The following is a 23995-nucleotide window of genomic DNA, read 5'->3' as shown; positions in this document are numbered from 1 at the left end:
CGTTTATCAAAGTTTGGTCAGGGACAGGCCGGCCCAGGTCGCGAGCAGCCCGCCGAATACGCTGATGGCCGCATAGCCCAGGGCCAGCGGTACCTGTCCGCTTTCCAGCAGACGCACCGTATCCAGTGAAAAGGATGAAAAAGTCGTCAGGCCGCCAAGGAAGCCCACCATCAACCCGGCGCGCACCTCGATGGGCACCTCCGGGCGTATCAGAAACAGGCCGTACAGCACGCCGATCAGCAGGCAGCCCACGATATTAACGGCCAGCGTCGCGGTATAGAAGTGCCGCGGCCAATTGGCGCTGATCCAATTGCCGGTGGCAAAGCGCAACAGGGTGCCGGCAATACCGCCCACCGAGACGGCAAGGATCAATGGGATCACGGTTTTCTCCGCTGCTTGGGGCTGGCCCGGTCAAGCTCCGCCAGATGCTTGAGCTTCTCGCCGATCTTCAACTCCAGGCCACGGGGCACCGGTTGATAGAACGGCTGCGGCTCCAGCGCCTCGGGAAAATAGTCTTCGCCGGCTGCGTAGGCATCCGGCTCATCGTGGGCATAACGGTACTCGTCGCCGTAGCCCAGCTGCTTCATCAATTTGGTCGGCGCATTGCGCAGGTGCAGCGGCACTTCCAGCGAACCATGTTCGGCGGCGCTACGCATGGCAGCCTTGAAGCCCATGTACACGGCGTTGCTTTTCGGCGCGCAGGCCAGGTAGGTGATGGCCTGGGCCACTGCCAGCTCGCCTTCGGGGCTGCCCAGCCGCTCCTGCACGTCCCAGGCGGCCAGGCACAGGCTCAGCGCCCGTGGATCGGCGTTGCCGATGTCTTCGCTGGCCATGCGCACCACGCGCCGCGCCAGGTACAACGGGTCGCAACCGCCGTCGAGCATCCGCGCGAACCAGTACAGGGCGCCGTCCGGGTTGGAACCACGGACCGACTTGTGCAGCGCCGATATCTGGTCGTAGAAGGCTTCGCCGCCCTTGTCGAAACGCCGACGGGTATCGCCCAGCAGGCTCTGCAGCAGCTCGACACCGATTTGCGTGCCGTCTTCGGCGAGATCGGAGGCGTTCTCCAGCAGGTTGAGCAGCCGCCGGCCATCGCCGTCCGCCGCCGCCAGGAGCATCTGGAAGCCTTCGTCGCTGAGGCTCAGTTGGCGCTTGCCCAGCCCGCGCTCTTCGCTCAACGCACGCTGCACCAGCTTGTGCAGCGCCGCCTCGTCGAGACTCTTGAGCACATACACCCGGGCCCGGGACAAGAGTGCGTTGTTCAGCTCGAAGGACGGGTTCTCGGTGGTCGCGCCGATGAAAATCAGGGTGCCGTCTTCGACATAGGGCAGGAAGGCATCCTGCTGGGACTTGTTGAAGCGGTGCACTTCGTCGACGAACAGGATGGTCCGGCGCCCGTACTGGGCCGCCTGTTGCTTGGCGATTTCCACCGCCTGGCGGATCTCCTTGACCCCGGCCAGTACAGCCGAGACCGTTTCGAAGTGCGCATCCGAGACTTTCGCCAGCAGCCGCGCCAGGGTGGTCTTGCCCACGCCCGGCGGCCCCCAGAAGATCATCGAGTGCAGGGCCCCCTGCTCCAGCGCTTCGCGCAGAGGCTTGCCGCGGGCGAGCACATGTTCCTGACCGACGTACTCGTCCAGGTTGGCCGGGCGCAAGCGCGCGGCCAGGGGTTGGGCGATCGGGTCACTGCGAAACAGATCCATGGCGGACGATTGAAACCTCTTGGCGTCGACTTATTCTTGAATCACGTCGGCACCCTTGGGGATGTCGAACTTGAACTTGGAGGCGGCGATCGGCTCGTTGGCCTTGACCCCAGTGAACAGGATATTGGTGCGCTGGCCAACGCTGTCGATCAGTTGCATGTCATTCACCAGGCCGTTGCGGAACGACAGGCGCAGGCTGTCGAACAGGGTGTCCTTGGTTTTCGGCTTGAGGATGAAGTCGACCACGCCACCGGCTTCCTTGGCGCTGATGTCGAAGCTTTCGCTGATTTTCGACACGTCACCCGACAGCAACAGGGCCGGGGTCTGGGTCAGGCGCTGGTCCAGGGTCTTGATGGTGACCTGCTCCAGGTCCGGGTCCCACAGGGAAACCTTCTTGCCGTCGGAGACCATCAGTTGCTCCTGCGGCGCATCGGTGTGCCAGTAGAACAGGCCCGGGCGCTTCAGCGCCATGTCGCCAGCGGTTTCCTGCAGCTGGGTGCCGCTGCCGTCGAGGGTCAGCTGCGAGAAGCGCGCGGTCAGGGTCTGGGACTTTTCGAGCAACTGGGTCAGGCGCGCCACGTCTTTCTGATCGGCATGGGCCGACAGCGTCGTTAAAGCCAGTACCGGTACCAGCAACATGCGGATAAGACGCATGGGAGTCCTCATTAGATTCGTGGAAAAAACCGGCGGCGCAGGGTCGCGCCGCCTGTGTCGGGTCATTGTTCAGTCGCGCATCGGACCCGGCGCTATCACTTCGCGAGAGCCGTTGGTGTTCATGGCGGTCACCACACCGGCCATTTCCATGGCTTCGATCATGCGGGCCGCACGGTTGTAGCCGATCTTGAGCTTGCGCTGAACCGCGGAAATCGACGCCCGGCGGCTCTCGAGGACGAACTGCACCGCTTCGTCGTACAGCGCGTCAGTCTCGGCGTCGTCACCGTCGCCACCGCCACCGCCGCCGTCGAAGCCGCTACCGGCCTCTTCGACACCGTTGAGGATGTCGTCGTTGTACTCCGGCGCGCCACGCAGTTTCCAGGCTTCCACCACCCGGTGCACTTCATCGTCGGAGACGAAGGCGCCATGGACACGGATCGGCAAGCTGGTACCCGGCGGCATGTAGAGCATGTCACCGTGGCCCAGCAGCTGTTCGGCGCCGCCCTGGTCGATGATGGTCCGGGAGTCGATCTTGCTCGATACCTGGAACGCCATGCGGGTCGGAATGTTGGCCTTGATCAGGCCGGTGATCACGTCCACCGACGGACGCTGGGTCGCCAGGATCAGGTGGATCCCCGCGGCACGGGCTTTCTGGGCGATCCGCGCGATCAGTTCTTCGACCTTCTTGCCGACGATCATCATCATGTCGGCGAATTCGTCGACCACCACGACGATGGTCGGCAGCTTGGTCAGCAGCGGCGCTTCGTCGTGGATGCTTTCGCGGTTGTACAGCGGGTCGGTCAACGGCGTACCGGCCTCGATCGCTTCTTTAACCTTGGCGTTGAAGCCCGACAGGTTACGCACGCCCATCTTCGCCATCAGCTTGTAGCGCCGCTCCATCTCGGCCACGCTCCAGCGCAGGGCGTTGGCGGCGTCCTTCATGTCGGTCACCACCGGGCACAGCAGATGCGGGATGCCTTCGTAGATTGACAGCTCGAGCATCTTCGGGTCGATCATGATCAGCTTGGCGTCTTCCGGGCCGGACTTGAACAGGATCGACAGGATCATCGCGTTCACACCCACCGACTTACCGGAACCGGTAGTACCGGCCACCAGCAGGTGAGGCATTTTCGCCAGGTCGGTGATGATCGGCTTGCCGCCGATATCGTGGCCCAGGGCCAGGGTGACCGGGGATTTGAAGTTGTCGTATTCCGGAGTCGACAGCACTTCGGAGAAGCGCACGATCTGCCGGTCTTCGTTGGGGATCTCGATACCCACGGTGGTCTTGCCGGGAATCACTTCCACTACCCGCACGCTGGTCACCGCCAGCGAACGCGCCAGGTCCTTGGCCAGGTTGGCGATACGGCTGACTTTCACACCGGCGGCCGGCTGAATTTCGTAGCGGGTAATCACCGGGCCCGGATGGATGGAGTCCACCGCCACCTCGACCCCGAACTCTTTGAGCTTGATCTCCAGCAAATGGCCGACGGCGGCCAGCGACTCGGGGGAATAGTTGAGCTGTTTCTTTTCCGCCGGATCGAGAATCGAAATAGGCGGCAAGGTGCCTTCGACCGCGCTGTCGATGAACAGCGGAACCTGTTTCTCTTTCTGCACGCGCTTGCTTGGCTCGGGCGCTTTTACCGGGGCCGGGGCGATCACCGGCGGGACCTGTTTCTCACGGTCGGACATGTGCTTGCTCAGGGCCTGCTCGCGCTCGATCAGGCGCTCCTTGACCTTGGCCTGCTCACGTTTGTCGGTCACGGTCGGGGCGACCACTTCGTCGACCCGGGCATCCACTTCGCGCAACTGGGCGACCAGTTGCTTGCGCTCGGTACGCGCAGCCCACCAGCGATTGGCGGCGCCCTGGAACAGCTCGAACAGGTCGAGGGTGATCTTGCCGGTCACGTCCATGACCTTGAACCAGGAAAGATCGGTAAAAACAGTCAGGCCGAACAGGAACAGCGCGATAAACATCAGGGTACTGCCCTGGATGTTCAGCGCGTTCTTGGCCAGGTCGCCCAGGCTTTCGCCCAGCGCCCCGCCCGCGCCGGCCGGCAGGCCGGTCGCCGCATGGAAATGGATATGCGCCAACGCGGCACCGGACAGCACCAGGAACACCAGGCCGATCAGGCGCCAGGAAAACAGCCAGCCACTCCACTGCCATGGCTCATGGCGTTGACGGAAGATCTGATAAGTCTTGATCGCCAATAACAACGGGAAGATATAGGCGAAGTAACCCAACACCATAAACAGGATATCGGCGCTGTAAGAACCGGCAGGACCACCGAAGTTCTGCACATCTTCGATCTTGCTGTTATGACTCCAGCCCGGATCGTCTTTGCCATATGTCAGCAATGCCATCATCAGGAACAGGCACAAGGCCCCAATGGCGATCAACGCACCTTCCTTGAGCCGGTAGTGCAAATGCTGGCGCCAGAGTGGGACTACTGTTTTAGGTGCTGCGGTGGATTTCTTCAAAACGCGTCTTTTCCTGCGCCATGGGCGCGTCCAACTGTTGATCGACTAAAAAATACTGCCCAATCCAGGCAGGTAAAAAAGTTGACGAGCGTAACTGGGGCTACTTTTAACATTCTGCCCACGCATTGCGAAACTGTAAGAGCTGCCGCGTGCAATGCCGATGTATTCCATATGGGCGTGCAAACCCGCATTGTACGGGTTTGTAAGCGCCGTGCCACGCTGCTCAATACTGGGTGTAGCATAAGTCAGGAACACTTTACGCAGTATTCAATTTGAGCATGCATTCTCTTTTGTGACAAAGGCTTATGAGGTGTTTTTATGACCGAAGCGAAGCATTCACGCCTGATCATCCTGGGCTCCGGCCCTGCCGGTTACAGCGCTGCCGTTTATGCCGCCCGCGCCAACCTCAAACCGACCGTCATCACCGGCCTGCAAGCCGGCGGTCAGTTGACCACCACCGTCGAGGTCGACAATTGGCCTGGCGATGTCGAAGGCCTGACCGGCCCGGTGCTGATGGAACGCATGCAAAAACACGCTGAACGCTTCGACACCGAGATCGTCTACGACCACATCCATACCGCGGAGTTGCAGCAGCGGCCCTTTATCCTCAAGGGCGACAGCGGCGTCTATAGCTGTGACGCGCTGATCATCGCCACCGGCGCATCGGCCCAGTACCTGGGCCTGCCCTCCGAAGAAGCCTTCGCTGGCAAGGGTGTATCCGCCTGCGCTACCTGCGACGGTTTTTTCTATCGCAATCAAGTAGTTGCCGTGGTCGGCGGCGGCAACACCGCCGTGGAGGAAGCCCTGTACCTCTCCAACATCGCCAAAGAGGTGCACCTGGTGCACCGGCGCGACAAGCTGCGCGCGGAGAAAATCCTCCAGGACAAGCTGTTCGACAAAGCCGCCAAGGGCAATATCCGCCTGCACTGGAACCAGAATCTCGACGAAGTGTTGGGCGATGCCAGCGGCGTCACCGGTGCCCGTCTGCGCGACAGCCAGACCGGAGAGACCAAGGAATTGGCGCTGGCCGGCGTCTTCATCGCCATTGGCCACAAGCCCAATACGGACCTGTTCAAGGGCCAGCTGGAAATGCACGACGGCTATCTACTGGTCAAAGGCGGCAGCGAAGGCGATGCCACCGCCACCGGCATCGAGGGCGTATTCGCCGCGGGCGATGTAGCCGACCACGTGTATCGCCAGGCCGTCACCTCCGCGGGCGCGGGCTGCATGGCGGCCCTGGATGCGGAGAAATTCCTCGACGACAACTGACCTCCCGACCTACGCTTGCAGGCCCGCCACCGCCCTCCCCTTCCGCAAGTCTGAATGCCATGCTGACCTGGTTACAACGCAACACCTTCGAGTTCCCCCCGCTAGAAAAGGCCCTGCGCGATCCCAACGGCCTTCTGGCCGCCGGCGGTGACCTGTCGGCCGACCGACTGATCCAAGCCTATCGCCACGGCTGCTTTCCCTGGTTTTCCGAAGGCCAGCCCATCCTCTGGTGGTCCCCCGACCCGCGTACCGTGTTATTTCCAGACGAACTGCACGTATCCCGCAGCCTGGGCAAACTACTGCGCCAGCAACGTTACCAGGTCACCTTCGACCAGGATTTCGCCGCTGTCATCCGCGCCTGCGCGGCGCCACGGGCCTATGCCGACGGCACCTGGATCACCGAATCGATGCAGAATGCCTACCTTGAGCTGCACAAGCGCGGCCATGCCCATTCGGTCGAAGTCTGGGATCAGGGGTCGTTGGTAGGCGGGCTGTATGGATTAGCAATGGGCCAGCTGTTTTTCGGCGAATCGATGTTCAGTCGGGCCGACAATGCGTCGAAATTCGGTTTCGTCACGCTGGTCCAACATTTACAGGCATGGGGTTTTGCCCTGATCGATTGCCAGATGCCCACCGACCACCTGCACAGCCTGGGCGCCCGCGCCATCCCGCGCCAGGAGTTCGCCAGCTATCTGCAGCGCCATCTGGACCAGCCCAGCCGCGCCATATGGGTTTCCTAGGCGGGTTTTGCCGGTGTGGCTTACACTTAATTCAAAGCTAATCCCGAGGGTTGATTCATGACCGAGTTGGCGCGTTTGAAGTTTTATGCCACTCAGCCCCACTCTTGCAGCTACCTGCCCGAAGAACAGGCGACCACACTGTTCCTCGACCCTAGCCAGCCCATGGATGTGCATGTCTACGCAGATCTGTCGGAAATGGGCTTTCGTCGCAGTGGCGACCATCTGTACCGGCCGCATTGCCAGAACTGCAATGCCTGTGTTCCGGCACGCATTCCTGCCGCGCAGTTTGTACCCAATCGTCAGCAAAAACGCATTCTCAAACGCAATGCCGACCTGAAGGTCCAGCCTGTCAAACCAGGGTTCAGCGAAGAGTATTTCGACCTTTACCAGCGTTATATCGAGCAACGCCACGCCGATGGCGACATGTACCCGCCCAGCCGCGATCAGTTCTCGACCTTTCTGGTTCGCGACTTGCCCTTCTCCAGGTTCTATGAGTTCCGCCTCGATGGGCGCCTGCTCGCCGTGGCCGTCACCGACCTGCTGCCCAATGGCCTTTCCGCGGTCTACACCTTCTACGAACCCGATGAAGAGCGCCGCAGCCTCGGTCGCTACGCCATTCTGTGGCAAATCGGCGAAGCCTTGCGCCTGGGTCTGGACGCGGTCTACCTCGGATACTGGATCAAGAACTGCAAAAAGATGAATTACAAGACCCAATATCGGCCCATTGAGCTGCTGATTAACCAGAGATGGGTCATCCTGAACTAGAAGCCCTTGGCTTGAACCCCACTTTTCGGGCACAATGCACGCCGCTTTTGCCTGGCGCAGTTGCACCGGGCCATTCATTGGACACCGAGGGCTTTACTGCATGTCGAAAGAAGACAGCTTCGAAATGGAAGGCACTGTCGTCGACACCCTGCCCAACACCATGTTTCGTGTGGAGTTGGAAAATGGGCACGTCGTAACCGCGCATATCTCCGGCAAGATGCGCAAGAACTACATTCGTATTCTTACCGGTGACAAAGTGCGCGTCGAACTGACGCCCTATGACTTGAGCAAAGGGCGCATCACTTACCGCGCTCGCTAAGCAAGTCAATACAAGACGCCCGGCCCACGCCGGGCGTTTTTGTTTGCCTGTGATTTACTCCGCTTGCCTACAGAACAGATATAAAAAAGGCGCCTTGCGGCGCCTTTTTTATTGCGGCCTATCAGGCCATTTCTGCGGTGGTCTCGAACTCGAAGGTCAGCTCGCCATCCTTGATGTCGATGTGCACCACACCGCCATGTTCGGCCAGTTCGCCAAAGAGTATCTCCTCCGCCAGCGGACGCTTGATCTTGTCCTGGATCAGGCGCGCCATAGGACGAGCGCCCATGGTCACGTCGTAACCACCTGCCGCCAGCCAGCTGCGGGCCGCATCGGTGACTTCCAACTGGACGCGCTTGTCCTCCAACTGCGCCTGCAGTTCGGTAAGGAACTTGTCCACCACGCTCTTGATGACCTCATGACTGAGGCGACCAAACTGGATAATGGTGTCCAGACGGTTACGGAATTCCGGCGTGAAGCTCTTCTTGATCACTTCCATGGCATCGGAAGAATGATCCTGATGAGTGAACCCGATGGAAGCCCGCGCCGCCGTTTCGGCACCTGCGTTGGTGGTCATGATCACGATCACGTTGCGGAAATCCGCCTTGCGCCCGTTGTTGTCGGTCAAGGTACCGTGGTCCATCACCTGCAGCAGCAGGTTGAAGACTTCCGGGTGTGCCTTCTCGATTTCATCGAGCAGCAGTACGCAGTGAGGCTGCTTGGTAATAGCTTCGGTCAGCAAACCGCCCTGGTCGAAACCGACATAACCCGGAGGCGCACCGATCAGACGCGAGACGGTGTGACGCTCCATGTACTCGGACATGTCGAAACGTACCAGCTCGATGCCCAGCGCCTTGGCCAACTGCCGCGCCGCCTCGGTCTTACCGACACCGGTAGGCCCGGCGAACAGGAACGAACCGACAGGCTTGTCTGGCGATTTCAGGCCGGCACGGGACAGCTTGATCGCGGTCGACAGCGAGTCGATCGCCGCATCCTGGCCGAACACTGTCAACTTCAGGTCGCGTTCGAGGTTACGCAGCAATTCCTTGTCGGAACTGGTGACGTGTTTCGGCGGAATCCGCGCGATTTTCGCCACGATATCCTCGACCTGAGCCACCTCGATGCGCTTGACGCGCTTGTCGGACGGCTGAAGACGCTGATAGGCGCCCGCCTCGTCGATCACGTCGATCGCCTTGTCGGGCATATGCCGGTCATTGATATAACGCGACGCCAGTTCGGCGGCGGCACGCAATGCCTCATCGCTGTACTCGATGCTGTGGTGCAGCTCGAAACGCCCCTTGAGGCCGCGCAGAATGCCGATGGTGTCTTCTACCGAAGGCTCGGATACATCGACCTTCTGGAAGCGGCGAGCCAGGGCCCGGTCCTTCTCGAAAATTCCACGGAATTCCTGGAAGGTGGTCGAACCGATGCAACGGATGTCGCCCGAGGAAAGCAGCGGCTTGAGCAGGTTCGAGGCATCCATTACCCCACCGGACGCCGCACCGGCGCCAATGATGGTGTGAATCTCGTCGATGAACAGGATCGCCTGCGGACGTTTCTTCAATTCGCCCAGCAACGCCTTGAAGCGCTTCTCGAAATCGCCGCGGTATTTGGTACCCGCCAGCAACGCACCGAGATCCAGGGAATACACCACGCTGTTGGCCAGCAGATCAGGCACCTGGCTGTCGACGATGCGCTTGGCCAGGCCTTCGGCGATCGCGGTTTTACCTACACCGGCCTCGCCTACCAGCAGCGGGTTGTTCTTGCGCCGGCGCGCGAGAATCTGCGCCACACGCTCGACTTCCTGCTCACGCCCCACCAACGGGTCGATACGCCCCTGACGCGCCAGTTCATTGAGGTTGCTGGCATAAGCATCCAGCGGATTACCTGAAGAGGAAGACTCACCGCCTTCATCGTCCTGCATATCCTGTTCACCTTCAGAATGATCGCCATGCCCGGGCACCTTGGAGATGCCATGGGCGATGTAGTTGACGACATCGATACGGGCAACGCTCTGCTGTTTCAGCAGGAACACTGCCTGACTCTCTTGCTCACTGAAGATCGCAACCAGCACATTGGCGCCAGTCACTTCGCGCTTGCCCGAGCTCTGCACATGGAAGACAGCACGCTGCAGTACACGCTGGAAGCCCAGGGTTGGCTGGGTTTCGCGATCCTCGTCATGCACAGGAATCAGCGGCGTGGTGGAGTCGATGAACTCCTGCAGGTCGTGCTTGAGTTTGTCGAGGTTTGCTCCGCAGGCACGCAAAACGGTGGCGGCGGCCTCATTATCCAAAAGAGCCAACAAGAGGTGCTCGACGGTCATGAACTCATGACGCTTCGAACGAGCCTCTTTGAAGGCGAGATTGAGGGTGACTTCGAGCTCGCGGTTTAACATAGCTTCACCTCATACCCAAGTGGTCGGCGTTAACCGTCCTTCTCGATTTCACAGAGTAGCGGATGCTGGCTTTCCCTGGCGTACTGGTTGACCTGCATGGCCTTGGTCTCGGCGATGTCGCGGGTAAACAATCCACATACTGCCCGTCCTTCTGTATGAACGGCCAGCATTACCTTGGTCGCCAGCTCGCGATTCAGGTTAAAAAACACCTCGAGCACTTCGACGACGAAATCCATCGGTGTGTAGTCATCATTGAACAAAACCACCTTGTACATCGGCGGAGCCTGCAACGCCGGCTTAGCTTCCTGTACAGCCAAGCCAGCGGAATCGTCGTCTTGGAAATCCGGGCGATCCTGATTGAATGTTAGTCGAATCTGGCTGATTGCATGCATGGAAAGAAAGGTTCGTTAGTTGTGCAAATACAGTGGTGGGGGCGCTCTGGGGGGATTTCAACTCCGACCGCCGGGTCACCTTGACTATCGGCAAAACGGTGTTACAACCAATAGAGCCCACATTGGGTAATAAAGGTCCGTACAGTCAATCCTATATTGCGGATTTCGGTACGGATTAACAGGATGATACTCCAGTGATGGAGTCTGTTGCAGAGGGATATGAGCATGGCAAGCGGCAAGGTCAAGTGGTTCAACAACGCCAAGGGTTATGGCTTCATTAATGAGGAGGGCAAGAGCGACGACCTTTTCGCCCATTACTCGGCCATCGAGATGGAAGGCTACAAAACCTTGAAAGCCGGACAGGCCGTGAGTTTTGAGATCACCCAAGGGCCCAAGGGCCTGCACGCGGTGAAGATCAACTCCATCAAGACCCAGAATGCCTCCGCCGCAGCCTCCCCCCAGCAGGAAACGGTCCTGAGCTGAAACACCTGTATCCAGATCCAACCCTAAAAAACAGTCATAAAAAAACGGCCGGTTCAATCATTTGAACCGGCCGCTTCGTTTGATGCGTACTGCTTACATGTGCGAGATCAGCGCATCGCCGAATGCCGACGATGACAACAGCGTGGCGCCTTCCATCAGGCGCTCGAAGTCGTAGGTCACGGTCTTGGCACCGATGGCGCCGTTGGTGCCCTTGATGATCAGGTCGGCCGCTTCGGTCCAGCCCATATGACGCAGCATCATTTCCGCGGAGAGGATCAGCGAACCCGGGTTCACCTGGTCCTTGCCCGCGTACTTCGGCGCCGTACCGTGGGTCGCCTCGAACATGGCCACGGTGTCGGACAGGTTGGCACCCGGAGCGATACCGATCCCGCCTACTTCAGCCGCCAGTGCGTCGGACAGGTAGTCACCGTTCAGGTTGAGGGTCGCGATCACGTCATATTCGGCCGGACGCAGCAGGATCTGCTGGAGCATCGCATCGGCGATGGCGTCCTTGACGATCACGTTCTTGCCGGTTTTCGGGTTCTTGAACTGCATCCACGGGCCGCCATCGAGCAGCGTCGCGCCAAATTCTTCCGCCGCCACTTCATAGGCCCACTCTTTGAAGGCACCTTCGGTGAACTTCATGATGTTGCCTTTATGCACAATGGTCAGCGAATCGCGATCGTTGTCGACCACATATTGCAGCGCCTTGCGCGCCAGACGCTTGGTGCCCTGCAGGGAAACCGGCTTGACGCCGATACCGCAGTTTTCGTCGAAACGGATCTTGGTGACACCCATTTCTTCTTTGAGGAACTTGATGACCTTGGTGGCTTCGGCGGAGCCGGCCTTCCATTCGATACCGGCGTAAATGTCTTCCGAGTTCTCACGGAAAATGGTCATGTCGACATCGCCAGGCTTCTTCACCGGGCTCGGCACGCCTTCGAACCAGCGCACCGGACGCAGGCACACATACAGGTCAAGCTGCTGACGCAGGGCCACGTTCAGGGAACGGATACCGCCACCTACCGGAGTGGTCAGCGGGCCCTTGATGGAAACCACGTAATCCTTGACTGCGTCCAGAGTCTCCTGAGGGAGCCAGGTGTCCTGGTCGTACACTTGAGTTGCTTTCTCGCCGGCATAGACTTCCATCCAGGAGATTTTGCGCTCGCCGCCGTAGGCCTTCTTAACAGCAGCATCGACAACCTTGATCATGACCGGGCTGATATCAACGCCAATACCATCGCCTTCGATGAAGGGGATGATCGGGTTGTTAGGAACATTGAGAGAATGGTCTGCGTTGACGGTGATTTTGTCGCCGACTGCTGGAACCTGAATCTTCTTGTATCCCATGCTGAACTCCGTTGTGTGGATTGAACATCTGGCTGCGTTCGAGCGTACCCCAGTTGAATCTGGACGGGAACCTCATGTTCCACTCATATGCCGTGAAGGCTGCGCAGTTCGTGGCCTACAAGCCTGAAAGCAAAGGGAAAAGCGCCAAACTTGAGCACTTTGGAGGACTCTACGCCGCCGCCCCGCCTGCGACCTTTAGACCAATGGACGAGATCGGTTGCATATGAACCGTCGGCGTTTTGCCAGCTACCTATGTATAATGCCGCCGCTGACCACAGAGTCACGACGGCTGAGCGCTCTGCTACTGGAAAAAAGGAGCCGAGACTTTCCGCCCAAAGCCGGGTTGTTACCGCAGCCCACCCGCTTGACGCTCGACTGATGCACCCAACATCACCGCGAAGAAACCTCGATATTCGGTTCATGGATGACTTTGAACAAACGCGCTTACCCGGCGCCCCTCGAGTTTCTGCGCACGCTTTAGCAAAGAAGAGAGTTAATCCGAATATGCCCACCCGCTCGAAGATCATCTATACCTTCACCGACGAAGCCCCCGCCCTCGCCACCTACTCGCTGCTACCTATCGTCGAAGCCTTCACCGCTTCCGCTGATATTGCCGTGGAAACCCGCGACATCTCTCTCGCAGGGCGTATTCTTGCCAGCTTCCCGGAGCTGCTGGGCGACAAAGCCGTACCGGACCACCTGGCCGAGCTGGGCGACCTGGCTGTAACCCCTGAAGCCAACATCATCAAGCTGCCGAACATCAGTGCTTCGGTACCGCAGCTTCAGGCCGCGATCAAAGAGCTGCAAGCCAAGGGCTACGCCCTGCCGGACTACCCGGAAACCGTGACCAGCGACGCCGACAAAGACGCCAAGGCGCGCTACGACAAGGTCAAGGGCAGCGCCGTGAACCCGGTCCTGCGTGAAGGCAACTCCGACCGCCGCGCCCCGCTGTCGGTCAAGAACTACGCGCGCAAGCACCCACACAAAATGGGCGCCTGGGCCAAAGACTCCAAGTCCCACGTTGCTCACATGAGCCAGGGCGATTTCTACGGTAGCGAAAAAGCCGCCCTGATCGACGCCCAGGACACCGTGAAGATCGAGCTGATCGCTCAAGACGGTAGCGCTACCGTCCTGAAGGAAAAAACCGCCGTACAAGCCGGCGAGATCCTCGATTGCGCAGTCATGAGCAAAAAGGCCCTGCGTGCTTTCGTTGCCGCCGAGATCGAAGACGCCAAGAAGCAAGGCGTACTGCTGTCGGTGCACCTGAAAGCCACCATGATGAAGGTTTCCGACCCGATCATGTTCGGCCAGATCGTTGCCGAGTTCTATCAGGACGCCCTGAGCAAGCACGCCGACGTGCTGAGCCAGATCGGCTTCAACCTGAACAACGGCATCGGCGACCTGTACGCCCGCATCAAGGCCCTGCCCGCGGAACAGCAAGCGCAGATCGAAGCCGACATCCAGGCCGTCTACGCCGTGCGCCCTGCCCTGGCCATGGTCAACTCCGACAAAGGCATCACCAACCTGCACGTGCCGAGCGACGTGATCGTCGACGCCTCGATGCCGGCCATGATCCGTGACTCCGGCAAGATGTGGGGCACCGACGGCCAGCTGCACGACACCAAGGCCCTGATCCCGGATCGCTGCTACGCCACCATCTACCAAGCGGTGATCGAAGATTGCAAGTCCAACGGCGCCTTCGACCCGACCACCATGGGCAGCGTGCCAAACGTTGGCCTGATGGCGAAGAAAGCCGAAGAGTACGGTTCCCACGACAAGACCTTCCAGATCAAGGCTGACGGCGTCGTACGCGTCACCGACAGCAAGGGCAACCTGCTGCTGGAACAGGCCGTCGAAGCCGGCGACATCTTCCGCATGTGCCAGACCAAGGACGCGCCGATCCAGGATTGGGTCAAACTGGCCGTCAACCGCGCTCGCGCAAGCAGCACTCCAGCGATTTTCTGGCTGGACCCGATGCGCGCCCACGACGGTGTGATGATCGAGAAGGTTCAGGCTTACCTGAAGGATCACGACACTGCTGGCCTGGACATCCGCGTGATGTCGCCAGTCGATGCCATGAAGTTCACCCTGGCCCGCACCCGCGAAGGCAAGGACACCATCTCCGTCACCGGCAACGTGCTGCGCGACTACCTGACCGACCTGTTCCCGATCATGGAACTGGGCACCAGCGCCAAGATGCTGTCGATCGTGCCGCTGATGAACGGTGGCGGTCTGTTCGAAACCGGCGCCGGCGGTTCGGCTCCGAAGCACGTGCAGCAGTTGCTGGAAGAGAACTTCCTGCGCTGGGATTCCCTGGGTGAGTTCCTGGCCCTGGCCGCCTCCCTGGAGCACCTGGGCAACACCTACAACAACCCGAAAGCGCTGGTATTGGCCAAGACTCTCGACCAGGCAACCGGTCAGTTCCTGGACAACAACAAGTCGCCATCGCGCAAAGTCGGCAACATCGACAACCGCGGCAGTCACTTCTACCTGGCGCTGTACTGGGCCCAGGCCCTGGCCGCCCAGACCGAAGATACCGCCCTGCAAGCGCAGTTCAGCACCCTGGCCAAGACCCTGACCGAGAACGAAGCGACTATCGTCGCCGAGCTCAACGGCGTTCAAGGCAAGCCAGTGGACATCGGCGGCTACTACAGCGCCAACCCTGAGCTGGTGAGCAAGGCCATGCGCCCAAGCGCCACCCTCAACGCGGCTATCGCTGCGCTGGTTTAAGCTACACCGCTGTAATGCAAACCCCGGCCAGGTGCCGGGGTTTGTGCTTTTTGGACAACACCTTCCCTGTAGGAGCGAAGCTTGCTCGCGATGAAAGCAGCGCGTTTCGCCTGACTCACCGCAGCGACCCTGTCGCGAGCAAGCTTCACCCCTACAGAACTGGCGTTCGTTTTATGATGAGCCCCCACTCAAGACAGAGCTTTATATATGGAATGGCAACCCCACATCACCGTCGCCACCATCGTTGAGGATCAGGGACGTTTTCTGTTCGTCGAAGAGTTCCAAGGCGACCAGGCGGTGTTCAACCAGCCCGCCGGGCACCTGGACCCAGACGAAAGCCTACTCCAGGCCGCCATTCGCGAAACCCTGGAAGAAACCGGCTGGGACATCGAGTTGACCGGCGTGGTCGGCATCTACCTGTATACCGCCCCCAGCAATGGCGTGACCTACCAGCGCGTCTGCTTTGCCGGCAAACCGCTCAGGCACCACCCCGATTACCCACTGGACGACGGCATCATCGGTCCGCGCTGGCTGAGCCGCGACGAACTGCTGGCCTTGCGCCCGCAATGGCGCAGCGAGCTGATCATCCGTTGCGTCGACGACTATCTGGGCGGGCGACTGCACAGCCTCGAGCTGATCCGTCCGTCGCTTTAACCGCAGTTTTAGCCTTGCAGGCCTCAGCCTGTTAGAATCGCGTCCTTTTTCAAGACACCCGTTGAATTCCTATGCGTGATCCAGCCCCTTCTGACACCCAAAAGAAGCGCGTCATCGTCGGCATGTCCGGCGGCGTGGACTCTTCCGTTTCCGCCCTCCTGCTGATGGAGCAGGGTTACCAGGTGGAAGGCCTGTTCATGAAGAACTGGGAGGAAGACGACGGAACCGAGTACTGCACCGCCATGGACGACCTCGCGGACGCCCAGGCCGTGTGCGACAAGATCGGCATCAAGCTGCACACCGCCAACTTCGCCGCCGAGTACTGGGACAATGTGTTCGAGCACTTCCTGGCCGAATACAAGGCCGGCCGCACGCCGAACCCGGACATCCTGTGCAACCGTGAAATCAAGTTCAAGGCGTTCCTCGACTACGCCATGATGCTTGGCGCCGACCTGATCGCCACCGGCCACTATGTGCGCCGCCGCGACATCGACGGGCGCACCGAACTGCTCAAGGGCCTGGATCCGAACAAGGACCAGAGTTATTTCCTGCACGCCGTCGGCGGCGAACAGATCGCCAAGACCCTGTTCCCGGTCGGCGAGCTGGAAAAGCCCGAAGTCCGCGCGATCGCCGAGAAACACGGCCTGGCCACCGCCAAGAAAAAGGACTCCACCGGTATCTGCTTTATCGGTGAGCGACGCTTCAGCGACTTCCTCAAGCAATACCTGCCGGCCCAGCCCGGCGAGATCAAGACCACCGAAGGTGAAGTGATCGGCCGCCACCACGGCCTGATGTACCACACCATCGGCCAGCGCCAGGGCCTGGGCATCGGCGGCCTCAAGGACGCCGGCGATGAGCCGTGGTACGTGCTGATCAAGGACCTGGAGCACAACGAGCTGATCGTTGGCCAGGGCAACGATCACCCGTGGCTGTTCTCCCGCGCCCTGCTCGCCTCCGACATCTATTGGGTCAACCCGATCGACCTGAGCCAACCGCGCCGCCTCACCGCGAAAGTGCGCTACCGCCAGAGCGACCAGCCTTGCACCCTGGAAAAGACCGCCAACGGCTACCGCGCCACCTTCGATGACCCGCAACGCGCGGTCACCCCCGGCCAATCCGTAGTCTTCTATGACGGCGAAATCTGCCTGGGCGGTGGCGTGATCGAAGTCGCAGAGCCCTGGAGCAGCAAGGCATGAGCCCGACCCAGGAACAACTGACGGCACTGGGCGGCGTGTTTCTCGCCGCCGTCCTGGTGGACAAGATCGCCAAGACCGGCCAGGTCACCGAAGCGGCCTTGAGCTGCATGCTCGGCAGCCTGCTGATCCGCGACCCGAAAGACACCCTGGAAGTCTACGGTGGCGACGACATCAACCTGCGTGAGGGTTATCGCGCCCTGATCGGCGCCCTGGAACGCGACCCCAGCACCCTGCAGCGCGAGCCGCTGCGCTACGCCCTGTCGATGCTCGGTCTCGAGCGCCAGCTGGCCAAGCGCGACGACCTGCTGGAAATCATCGGCAAGCGCCTGCCGCAGATTCAGTCCCAGGTCGAACACTTCGGCCCGGCCCACGAAAACGTGATTGCCGCCTGCGGCTCGCTGTATCAGGACACCCTGAGCACCCTGCGCCAGCGGATCCAGGTGCATGGCGACATGCGCAACCTGCAGCAGCCGAGCAACGCCTCGAAGATCCGCGCCCTGCTGTTGGCCGGCATCCGTTCGGCGCGCCTGTGGCGCCAGCTGGGTGGCCATCGCTGGCAGCTGGTGATCAGCCGCCGCAAATTGCTCAAAGAGCTTTATCCGCTGATGCGCAGCAGCTGAACTGCGCCCGCAAGACCTTTTGTAGTCAGTAACGCGTAAGACGCTGGTCAGTTGGCAACGGACCGGCGGATATTTTCATGTATGATACGCGCCCCATTTCGTTGCCCGACTGTCCGAGAACACCCCATGCAGCTCTCTTCGCTCACTGCGGTTTCCCCTGTTGACGGCCGCTACGCCGGCAAAACCCAGGCCCTGCGCCCCATTTTCAGCGAATACGGCCTGATCCGTGCTCGCGTCCTGGTCGAAGTGCGCTGGCTCCAGCGCCTGGCCGCCCATTCCGCCATCAGCGAAGTGCCAGCGTTTTCCGCCGAGGCCAACGCCGTGCTGAACGCCCTGGCGGAAAACTTCTCTCTGGAGCACGCCGAGCGTGTCAAAGAGATCGAACGCACCACCAACCACGACGTCAAGGCCATCGAGTACCTGCTCAAGGAACAGGCCGCCAAGCTGCCTGAACTGGCCAACGTCAGCGAGTTCATCCACTTCGCCTGCACCAGCGAGGACATCAACAACCTGTCCCACGCCCTGATGCTGCGCGAAGGCCGCGACGAGGTGATGCTGCCGCTGATGCGCCAGACCGCCGGGGCTATCCGCGAACTGGCTCTGCGCTTCGCCGACGTGCCAATGCTGTCGCGCACCCACGGTCAGCCGGCCTCGCCGACCACCCTGGGCAAAGAGCTGGCGAACGTGGTGTACCGCCTGGAGCGCCAGATCGCTCAGGTCGCCGCCGTGCCGCTGCTGGGCAAGATCAACGGCGCCGTGGGCAACTACAACGCGCACCTGTCGGCCTACCCGGAAATCGACTGGGAAGCCAACGCCCGCGCCTTCATCGAAGACGAGCTGGGCCTGAGCCTCAACCCGTACACCACGCAGATCGAGCCGCACGACTACATCGCCGAGCTGTTCGACGCCATCGCGCGCTTCAACACCATCCTGATCGACTTCGATCGCGATATCTGGGGCTACATCTCCCTGGGCTACTTCAAGCAGCGCACCATCGCCGGCGAAATCGGTTCCTCGACCATGCCGCACAAGGTCAACCCGATCGACTTCGAAAACTCCGAAGGCAACCTGGGCATCGCCAACGCGCTGTTCCAGCACCTAGCGAGCAAACTGCCGATCTCCCGCTGGCAGCGCGACCTGACCGACTCCACCGTCCTGCGTAACCTGGGCGTCGGTTTCGCCCACAGCGTGATCGCTTACGAAGCCAGCCTCAAAGGCATCAGCAAGCTGGAGCTCAACGCCCAGAAGATCGCCGAAGACCTGGACGCCTGCTGGGAAGTCCTGGCCGAGCCGATCCAGACCGTGATGCGTCGCTACAACATCGAAAACCCGTACGAAAAACTCAAGGAACTGACTCGCGGCAAGGGCATCAGCCCTGAAGCGCTGCAGACCTTCATCGACGCGTTGGAAATGCCTGAAGCCGCCAAGGCCGAGCTGAAAAAGCTCACCCCGGCCAGCTACATCGGCAATGCCGTGGCCCAAGCCAAACGCATCTGATCGATGGCAAGACCTTTGACGCCCGGCAGCGCCGGGCGTTTTTATTCCCGTATGAAAAGTGCATTTTTTCAATAGGTTACACATGAATCCTGACATTCCTCTTCAACTTTTGGGCGGCATCAGCGCACGGGAATTCCTGCGTGACTACTGGCAGAAAAAACCCCTGCTGATCCGTCAGGCCCTGCCCGACTTCGAAAGCCCGATCGACGCCGACGAACTGGCCGGCCTGGCGCTGGAAGAAGAGGTCGAGTCGCGCCTGGTCATCGAGCACGGCGAACGCCCCTGGGAACTGCGCCGCGGCCCGTTCGCCGAAGACGAGTTCAGCAAGCTGCCGGAGCGTGACTGGACCCTGCTGGTCCAGGCCGTCGACCAGTTCGTGCCGGAAGTCGCCGAACTGCTGGAGCATTTCCGCTTCCTGCCGAGCTGGCGCATCGACGACGTGATGATCAGCTTCGCCGCTCCCGGCGGTAACGTCGGTCCGCACTTCGACAACTACGATGTGTTCCTGCTGCAAGGCCACGGCAAGCGCAACTGGAAGATCGGCCAGATGTGCGACGCCGAGAGCCCACTGCTGCAGCACGCTGACCTGCGCATCCTCGCCGAATTCGAAGAAACCGAAAGCTGGGTCCTGGAACCCGGCGACATGCTCTACCTGCCACCGCGCCTGGCCCACTACGGCGTTGCAGTGAACGACTGCATGACCTACTCGGTGGGCTTCCGCGCCCCGAGCGCCGCCGAAGTACTGACCCACTTCACCGACTTCCTCAGCCAGTACCTGCCGGACGAAGACCGCTATACCGACGCCGACGTGCAACCTGTCAGCGATCCGCACCAGATCCAGCACGACGCCCTCGACCGCCTCAAGGGCCTGCTGGCCGAGCACATGAGCGACGAGCGCATGCTGCTGACCTGGTTCGGCCAGTTCATGACCGAGCCGCGCTACCCGGAACTGGTGGTCGGCCCCGAGCTGGAAGAAGAAGACCTGCTCGGCAGCCTCGAACAGGGCGCCATACTGATCCGCAACCCGAGCGCGCGCCTGGCCTGGTCCGAAGTCGACGACGACCTGCTGCTGTTCGCCAGCGGCCAGAGCCGTTATCTGCCGGGCAAGCTGCGTGAACTGCTGAAGATGATTTGCGCCGCCGACGCGCTGCACCTCGACAACCTCGGCCCATGGCTGGCGGACGACGATGGACGCGGCCTGCTGTGCGAACTGGTCAAGCAAGGAAGCCTGGGATTTGCCGATGAATAAGATTCGCGTACGTGTCGCAGACTGGCAAAAGGATAACGCCGAGATCCGGCGCATTCGTGAAGCGGTGTTCATCATCGAGCAATCCGTCCCGCCCGAACTGGAGTGGGACGCCGACGACGACAGCGCGGTGCATTTCCTCGCGCTCGAAGGCGACTTTCCGATCGGTACCGCCCGCCTGCTGCCCGACGGGCAGGTTGGCCGGGTATCGGTCCTCAAGGACTGGCGCGGCCTGAAGGTCGGCGACGCGCTGATGCAGGCAGTGATCGGCGAAGCCGAGAAACGTGGCCTCAGGCAGCTGATGCTCAGCGCCCAGGTTCAGGCTACCGCCTTCTATGAGCGCCTGGGCTTCAGCATCGTCAGCGAGGAATTCCTGGAAGCAGGCATCCCTCACGTCGACATGGTCCGCGGCAACGCCTGAGCAAGCCCTGCGCAGCAGCGAGCCTGCTGGCGATATCCTGCCAGACGTCACAAAACGCCCCGCCCTCCCCGGATCCAGCAAGCTAAGCTGGCTCCTTGGAGGCCGGGGCGTTTTGCTATCGGCGATTCAACTTGCCCCACCGCGAGCCGACAAACTGTCAAACTCAAGGCTTCCACCCCTAGCGGAGATAACGGACATGTCCCTACGCACCCTGCTCACGACGCTGCTGCTGACTGCAAGCTTTTCAGTCACGGCCGCGACCGAGATCGTGCCCCTGAACAACCGCACCAGCGCCGACCTGCTGCCCGTCGCGCAGAACTTCCTCGGCAAGGAAGGCCGGGTCAGCGCCTACGGCAACCAGCTGATCGTCAATGCGGAACCGGAGAAGATCGAAGAACTGCGCGCCTTCATCGCGCAACTGGATACTGCCGCCAAACGCCTGCTGATCACGGTCGACACCAACGAAAACAACACCCAGAACAATCAGGGTTATTCGGTCAACGGCGCGCCGCAAACCCGCATCATCACCCGCAGCACCGTCAGCCGCGATGGCGGCATACAGCAGATCCAGGCCAGCGAAGGCATACCGGCCCTGATCCAGGTTGGCCAGAGCGTGCCGCTGACCACCACCCAGACCGATCCTTACGGTCGCCTGCAGAACCAGACCCAGTATCGCAACGTCACCCAGGGCTTCTACGTCACGGCCAGCGTCACCGGCGAAACCGTTCACCTGAGCATCAGTACCAACCGTGACCGCATGAGCCAGGAACGTCCCGATGTAGTGAATGTGCAAAGTACCGACACAACTGTCAGCGGCCGTCTTGGCGAGTGGATCACCCTGGCCGGCGTCAATCGCCAGAACCAGGCCGACAAACAGGCTGAAACCCGCAGCTACTCGACTCAGGGCCGGGATGACATGACCTTGCGAGTGAAAGTCGACGCCTTGGACTAAAGCACCGAAAACTGACTGATTAGTCGTATTAGACCAAAGATGTAGTGTTATAAAAAAAGCACTACAAAACGTTTGACGAGGCAAAAAACCGAAGGCATGATGGCCTCGCTCCCGCTAATCAGGGGCCCTGGCAAGGGCCTTCGGATCGCTGCTCTAACCTACCCACCTGAGCCGATTCGTGTCTGTACCGCCCACAAGGTGTGTTTGACGAGATTGCGACTGGAACGAGGTTGTCCCGAGGGACGGAAGCTAATTAGGTAGATCGGCAACACACTGATGGTTCGTATGAAGGCCCACGACGCCCGAATGCGCCCGACAGCTGGCCCTCACCTGCTCACTTTCCCCTTGAGCCCATCGTTCAACCGTCGCCATCGCGTCATACCCGACTTGACCGCCTAAGCTTCTGGTCAGCGAGCAGCCAACTACGCACCCTTTGACCTGCGTATCTGGCGAGTCGGAATTTTCCGCCCAAGAACGACTTTTCACACAAGACGCGACGAGGTTTATCTCCATGGCACTGACACGCGAACAGCAAATTGCAGCCCTTGAAAAAGACTGGGCTGAAAACCCGCGCTGGAAAGGCGTGACTCGCACTTATTCCGCTGCCGACGTTGTCCGTCTGCGTGGCTCGGTTCAACCTGAGCACACCCTGGCACGCATGGGCGCCGAGAAGCTCTGGAACCTGGTGACCCAGGGTGCCAAACCGTCCTTCCGTCCTGAGAAAGATTTCGTCAACTGCATGGGCGCCCTGACCGGCGGCCAGGCTGTACAGCAAGTCAAAGCCGGCATCCAGGCGATCTACCTGTCGGGCTGGCAGGTTGCTGCGGACAACAACTCCGCCGAATCGATGTACCCGGACCAGTCACTGTACCCGGTGGACTCCGTTCCAACCGTGGTCAAGCGCATCAACAACTCGTTCCGTCGTGCCGACCAGATCCAGTGGAAAGCCGGCAAGAACCCGGGCGACGAAGGCTACATCGACTACTTCGCGCCGATCGTGGCTGATGCCGAAGCCGGTTTCGGCGGCGTGCTGAACGCCTACGAGCTGATGAAGAGCATGATCGAAGCAGGCGCCGCAGGCGTTCACTTCGAAGACCAACTGGCTTCGGTGAAGAAGTGCGGCCACATGGGCGGCAAGGTACTGGTTCCGACCCAGGAAGCCGTACAGAAGCTGACCGCTGCCCGTCTGGCGGCCGACGTTGCCGGCGTACCGACCATCATCCTGGCCCGTACCGACGCCAACGCCGCCGACCTGCTGACTTCCGACTGCGACCCGTACGACCAGCCGTTCGTGACTGGCACCCGTACCCAGGAAGGCTTCTATAAAGTGCGCGCCGGCCTCGACCAGGCCATCGCTCGCGGCCTGGCCTACGCACCGTACGCCGACCTGATCTGGTGCGAAACCGCCAAGCCGGACCTGGACGAAGCCCGTCGCTTCGCCGAAGCGATCAAGAAGGAATACCCGGACCAGATCCTGTCGTACAACTGCTCGCCTTCCTTCAACTGGAAGAAGAACCTGGACGACGCGACCATCGCCAAGTTCCAGCGCGAACTGTCCGCCATGGGCTACAAGCACCAGTTCATCACCCTGGCCGGCATTCACAACATGTGGCACAGCATGTTCAACCTGGCGCACGACTACGCCCGCAACGACATGACCGCCTACGTGAAGCTGCAGGAGCAGGAATTCGCTGACGCTGCCAAGGGTTACACCTTCGTGGCTCACCAGCAGGAAGTGGGCACCGGCTACTTCGACGACATGACCACCGTGATCCAGGGCGGCTCGTCCTCGGTTACCGCGCTGACCGGCTCCACCGAAGAAGAACAGTTCCACTGATTCGACTTCGCGCTGAAAAACGGCCATTGCAGACCCGGTAAAAGCTAACTGCAGTGCCGCACATCTGACGCCCCGACTGGTTCGGGGCGTTTTTTTTGCCTGCGGTTTTTGCCAGCACGTCACCCAGCCCCCAAGCTCCGGCAGGAACGAGCCTGCTCGCGACAACGTCAGCCCGGACACCTGCCAATCGGGCAAAACATTGATCCAGAGCGGTATGCGCGGAGGAAAAAGCGGGTAAAAGGGGCTCGCTCGCAACTTGCAGTAACGAGCATATAAAAGACAACTTAGCGGCTCTTC

21 protein-coding genes are annotated in these 23995 nt (G+C 60.6%); 14 read left to right on the top strand and 7 right to left on the bottom strand.

Annotated elements, in window-relative coordinates:
* Positions 1–6: 6 nt before the first annotated feature.
* The 4 genes from crcB to J4D52_RS17200 all read right to left on the bottom strand — a co-directional run bounded on the left by crcB (position 7) and on the right by J4D52_RS17200 (position 4835).
* Positions 7–381 carry a fluoride efflux transporter CrcB gene (gene crcB / locus J4D52_RS17215; protein ID WP_025804688.1) on the bottom strand — a complete coding sequence of 125 codons (375 nt, stop codon included), beginning with the start codon at positions 379–381 and terminating at the stop codon, positions 7–9.
* A complete protein-coding gene (locus J4D52_RS17210; RefSeq protein ID WP_063431989.1) occupies positions 378–1703 on the bottom strand; it encodes a replication-associated recombination protein A in 1326 nt (441 codons plus the stop codon). Before J4D52_RS17210 ends, crcB begins: the two co-directional genes overlap by 4 nt.
* A gap of 30 nt (positions 1704–1733) precedes the next feature.
* Positions 1734–2357 carry an outer membrane lipoprotein chaperone LolA gene (lolA, locus tag J4D52_RS17205; RefSeq protein ID WP_007929220.1) on the bottom strand — a complete coding sequence of 208 codons (624 nt, stop codon included), beginning with the start codon at positions 2355–2357 and terminating at the stop codon, positions 1734–1736.
* Between the two features lie 69 nt (positions 2358–2426).
* On the bottom strand, positions 2427–4835 hold the full coding sequence (locus J4D52_RS17200; RefSeq protein WP_081251671.1) for a DNA translocase FtsK: 2409 nt from the start codon (positions 4833–4835) through the stop codon (positions 2427–2429).
* A gap of 318 nt (positions 4836–5153) precedes the next feature.
* Between J4D52_RS17200 and trxB the strand changes: the two genes are divergently transcribed.
* The 4 genes from trxB (at position 5154) to infA (ending at position 7928) form a co-directional block, all read left to right on the top strand.
* Positions 5154–6104: a thioredoxin-disulfide reductase gene (gene trxB / locus J4D52_RS17195; RefSeq protein WP_025804693.1), complete on the top strand. Its 951-nt coding sequence runs from the start codon at positions 5154–5156 to the stop codon at positions 6102–6104.
* Positions 6105–6163: 59 nt separating this feature from the next.
* Positions 6164–6844 (top strand): leucyl/phenylalanyl-tRNA--protein transferase, encoded by a 681-nt coding sequence (aat, locus tag J4D52_RS17190; protein ID WP_063431995.1) that lies wholly within the window; start codon positions 6164–6166, stop codon positions 6842–6844.
* 57 nt (positions 6845–6901) lie between these two features.
* Complete coding sequence (locus tag J4D52_RS17185; RefSeq protein WP_007929216.1) at positions 6902–7609, top strand: arginyltransferase; 708 nt, start codon at positions 6902–6904, stop codon at positions 7607–7609.
* A gap of 100 nt (positions 7610–7709) precedes the next feature.
* Entirely contained in the window at positions 7710–7928 is a 219-nt protein-coding gene (gene infA / locus J4D52_RS17180; RefSeq protein WP_002553999.1) for a translation initiation factor IF-1, read from the top strand.
* A gap of 121 nt (positions 7929–8049) precedes the next feature.
* Here the strand turns inward: infA and clpA are convergent, their stop codons facing one another.
* Both clpA and clpS read right to left on the bottom strand, forming a co-directional pair.
* Positions 8050–10320 (bottom strand): ATP-dependent Clp protease ATP-binding subunit ClpA, encoded by a 2271-nt coding sequence (gene clpA / locus J4D52_RS17175; protein WP_023964421.1) that lies wholly within the window; start codon positions 10318–10320, stop codon positions 8050–8052.
* A 29-nt stretch (positions 10321–10349) separates the two neighbouring features.
* Entirely contained in the window at positions 10350–10712 is a 363-nt protein-coding gene (clpS, locus tag J4D52_RS17170) for an ATP-dependent Clp protease adapter ClpS (protein WP_063431997.1), read from the bottom strand.
* 225 nt (positions 10713–10937) lie between these two features.
* Here clpS and cspD point away from each other — a divergent pair, with 225 nt between their 5' ends.
* Positions 10938–11195: a cold shock domain-containing protein CspD gene (cspD, locus tag J4D52_RS17165; protein WP_009049775.1), complete on the top strand. Its 258-nt coding sequence runs from the start codon at positions 10938–10940 to the stop codon at positions 11193–11195.
* A 93-nt stretch (positions 11196–11288) separates the two neighbouring features.
* Here the strand turns inward: cspD and icd are convergent, their stop codons facing one another.
* Positions 11289–12545 (bottom strand): NADP-dependent isocitrate dehydrogenase, encoded by a 1257-nt coding sequence (icd, locus tag J4D52_RS17160; protein ID WP_007929208.1) that lies wholly within the window; start codon positions 12543–12545, stop codon positions 11289–11291.
* A gap of 504 nt (positions 12546–13049) precedes the next feature.
* Between icd and J4D52_RS17155 the strand changes: the two genes are divergently transcribed.
* The 9 genes from J4D52_RS17155 (at position 13050) to aceA (ending at position 23698) form a co-directional block, all read left to right on the top strand.
* Positions 13050–15275, top strand: coding sequence for an NADP-dependent isocitrate dehydrogenase (locus J4D52_RS17155; RefSeq protein WP_102677756.1), 2226 nt, complete (start codon positions 13050–13052; stop codon positions 15273–15275).
* Between the two features lie 207 nt (positions 15276–15482).
* Positions 15483–15929 carry an NUDIX hydrolase gene (locus J4D52_RS17150; RefSeq protein ID WP_063432003.1) on the top strand — a complete coding sequence of 149 codons (447 nt, stop codon included), beginning with the start codon at positions 15483–15485 and terminating at the stop codon, positions 15927–15929.
* Positions 15930–16000: 71 nt separating this feature from the next.
* Positions 16001–17125 (top strand): tRNA 2-thiouridine(34) synthase MnmA, encoded by a 1125-nt coding sequence (gene mnmA / locus J4D52_RS17145; protein WP_063432005.1) that lies wholly within the window; start codon positions 16001–16003, stop codon positions 17123–17125.
* Positions 17122–17745 (top strand): high frequency lysogenization protein HflD, encoded by a 624-nt coding sequence (gene hflD, locus J4D52_RS17140; protein WP_009049779.1) that lies wholly within the window; start codon positions 17122–17124, stop codon positions 17743–17745. The genes mnmA and hflD overlap by 4 nt, the downstream gene beginning before the upstream one ends.
* A 126-nt stretch (positions 17746–17871) precedes the next feature.
* On the top strand, positions 17872–19242 hold the full coding sequence (gene purB, locus J4D52_RS17135) for an adenylosuccinate lyase (RefSeq protein WP_063432007.1): 1371 nt from the start codon (positions 17872–17874) through the stop codon (positions 19240–19242).
* A gap of 82 nt (positions 19243–19324) precedes the next feature.
* Positions 19325–20491, top strand: coding sequence for a cupin domain-containing protein (locus tag J4D52_RS17130; RefSeq protein WP_016701891.1), 1167 nt, complete (start codon positions 19325–19327; stop codon positions 20489–20491).
* Complete coding sequence (locus J4D52_RS17125; RefSeq protein ID WP_063432009.1) at positions 20484–20909, top strand: GNAT family N-acetyltransferase; 426 nt, start codon at positions 20484–20486, stop codon at positions 20907–20909. The genes J4D52_RS17130 and J4D52_RS17125 overlap by 8 nt, the downstream gene beginning before the upstream one ends.
* A 196-nt stretch (positions 20910–21105) precedes the next feature.
* Entirely contained in the window at positions 21106–21861 is a 756-nt protein-coding gene (locus J4D52_RS17120; protein WP_025804702.1) for a secretin N-terminal domain-containing protein, read from the top strand.
* 511 nt (positions 21862–22372) lie between these two features.
* Positions 22373–23698: an isocitrate lyase gene (gene aceA, locus J4D52_RS17115; protein WP_025804703.1), complete on the top strand. Its 1326-nt coding sequence runs from the start codon at positions 22373–22375 to the stop codon at positions 23696–23698.
* Positions 23699–23995 lie beyond the last annotated feature (297 nt).

The sequence above is a fragment of the Pseudomonas sp. GW460-12-10-14-TSB1 genome, from assembly GCF_017349775.1.
Lineage (GTDB): Bacteria > Pseudomonadota > Gammaproteobacteria > Pseudomonadales > Pseudomonadaceae > Aquipseudomonas > Aquipseudomonas piscium.
The sequence above is the reverse complement of the archived record's forward strand: the minus strand, read 5'-3'. Positions and strand labels throughout refer to the sequence as shown.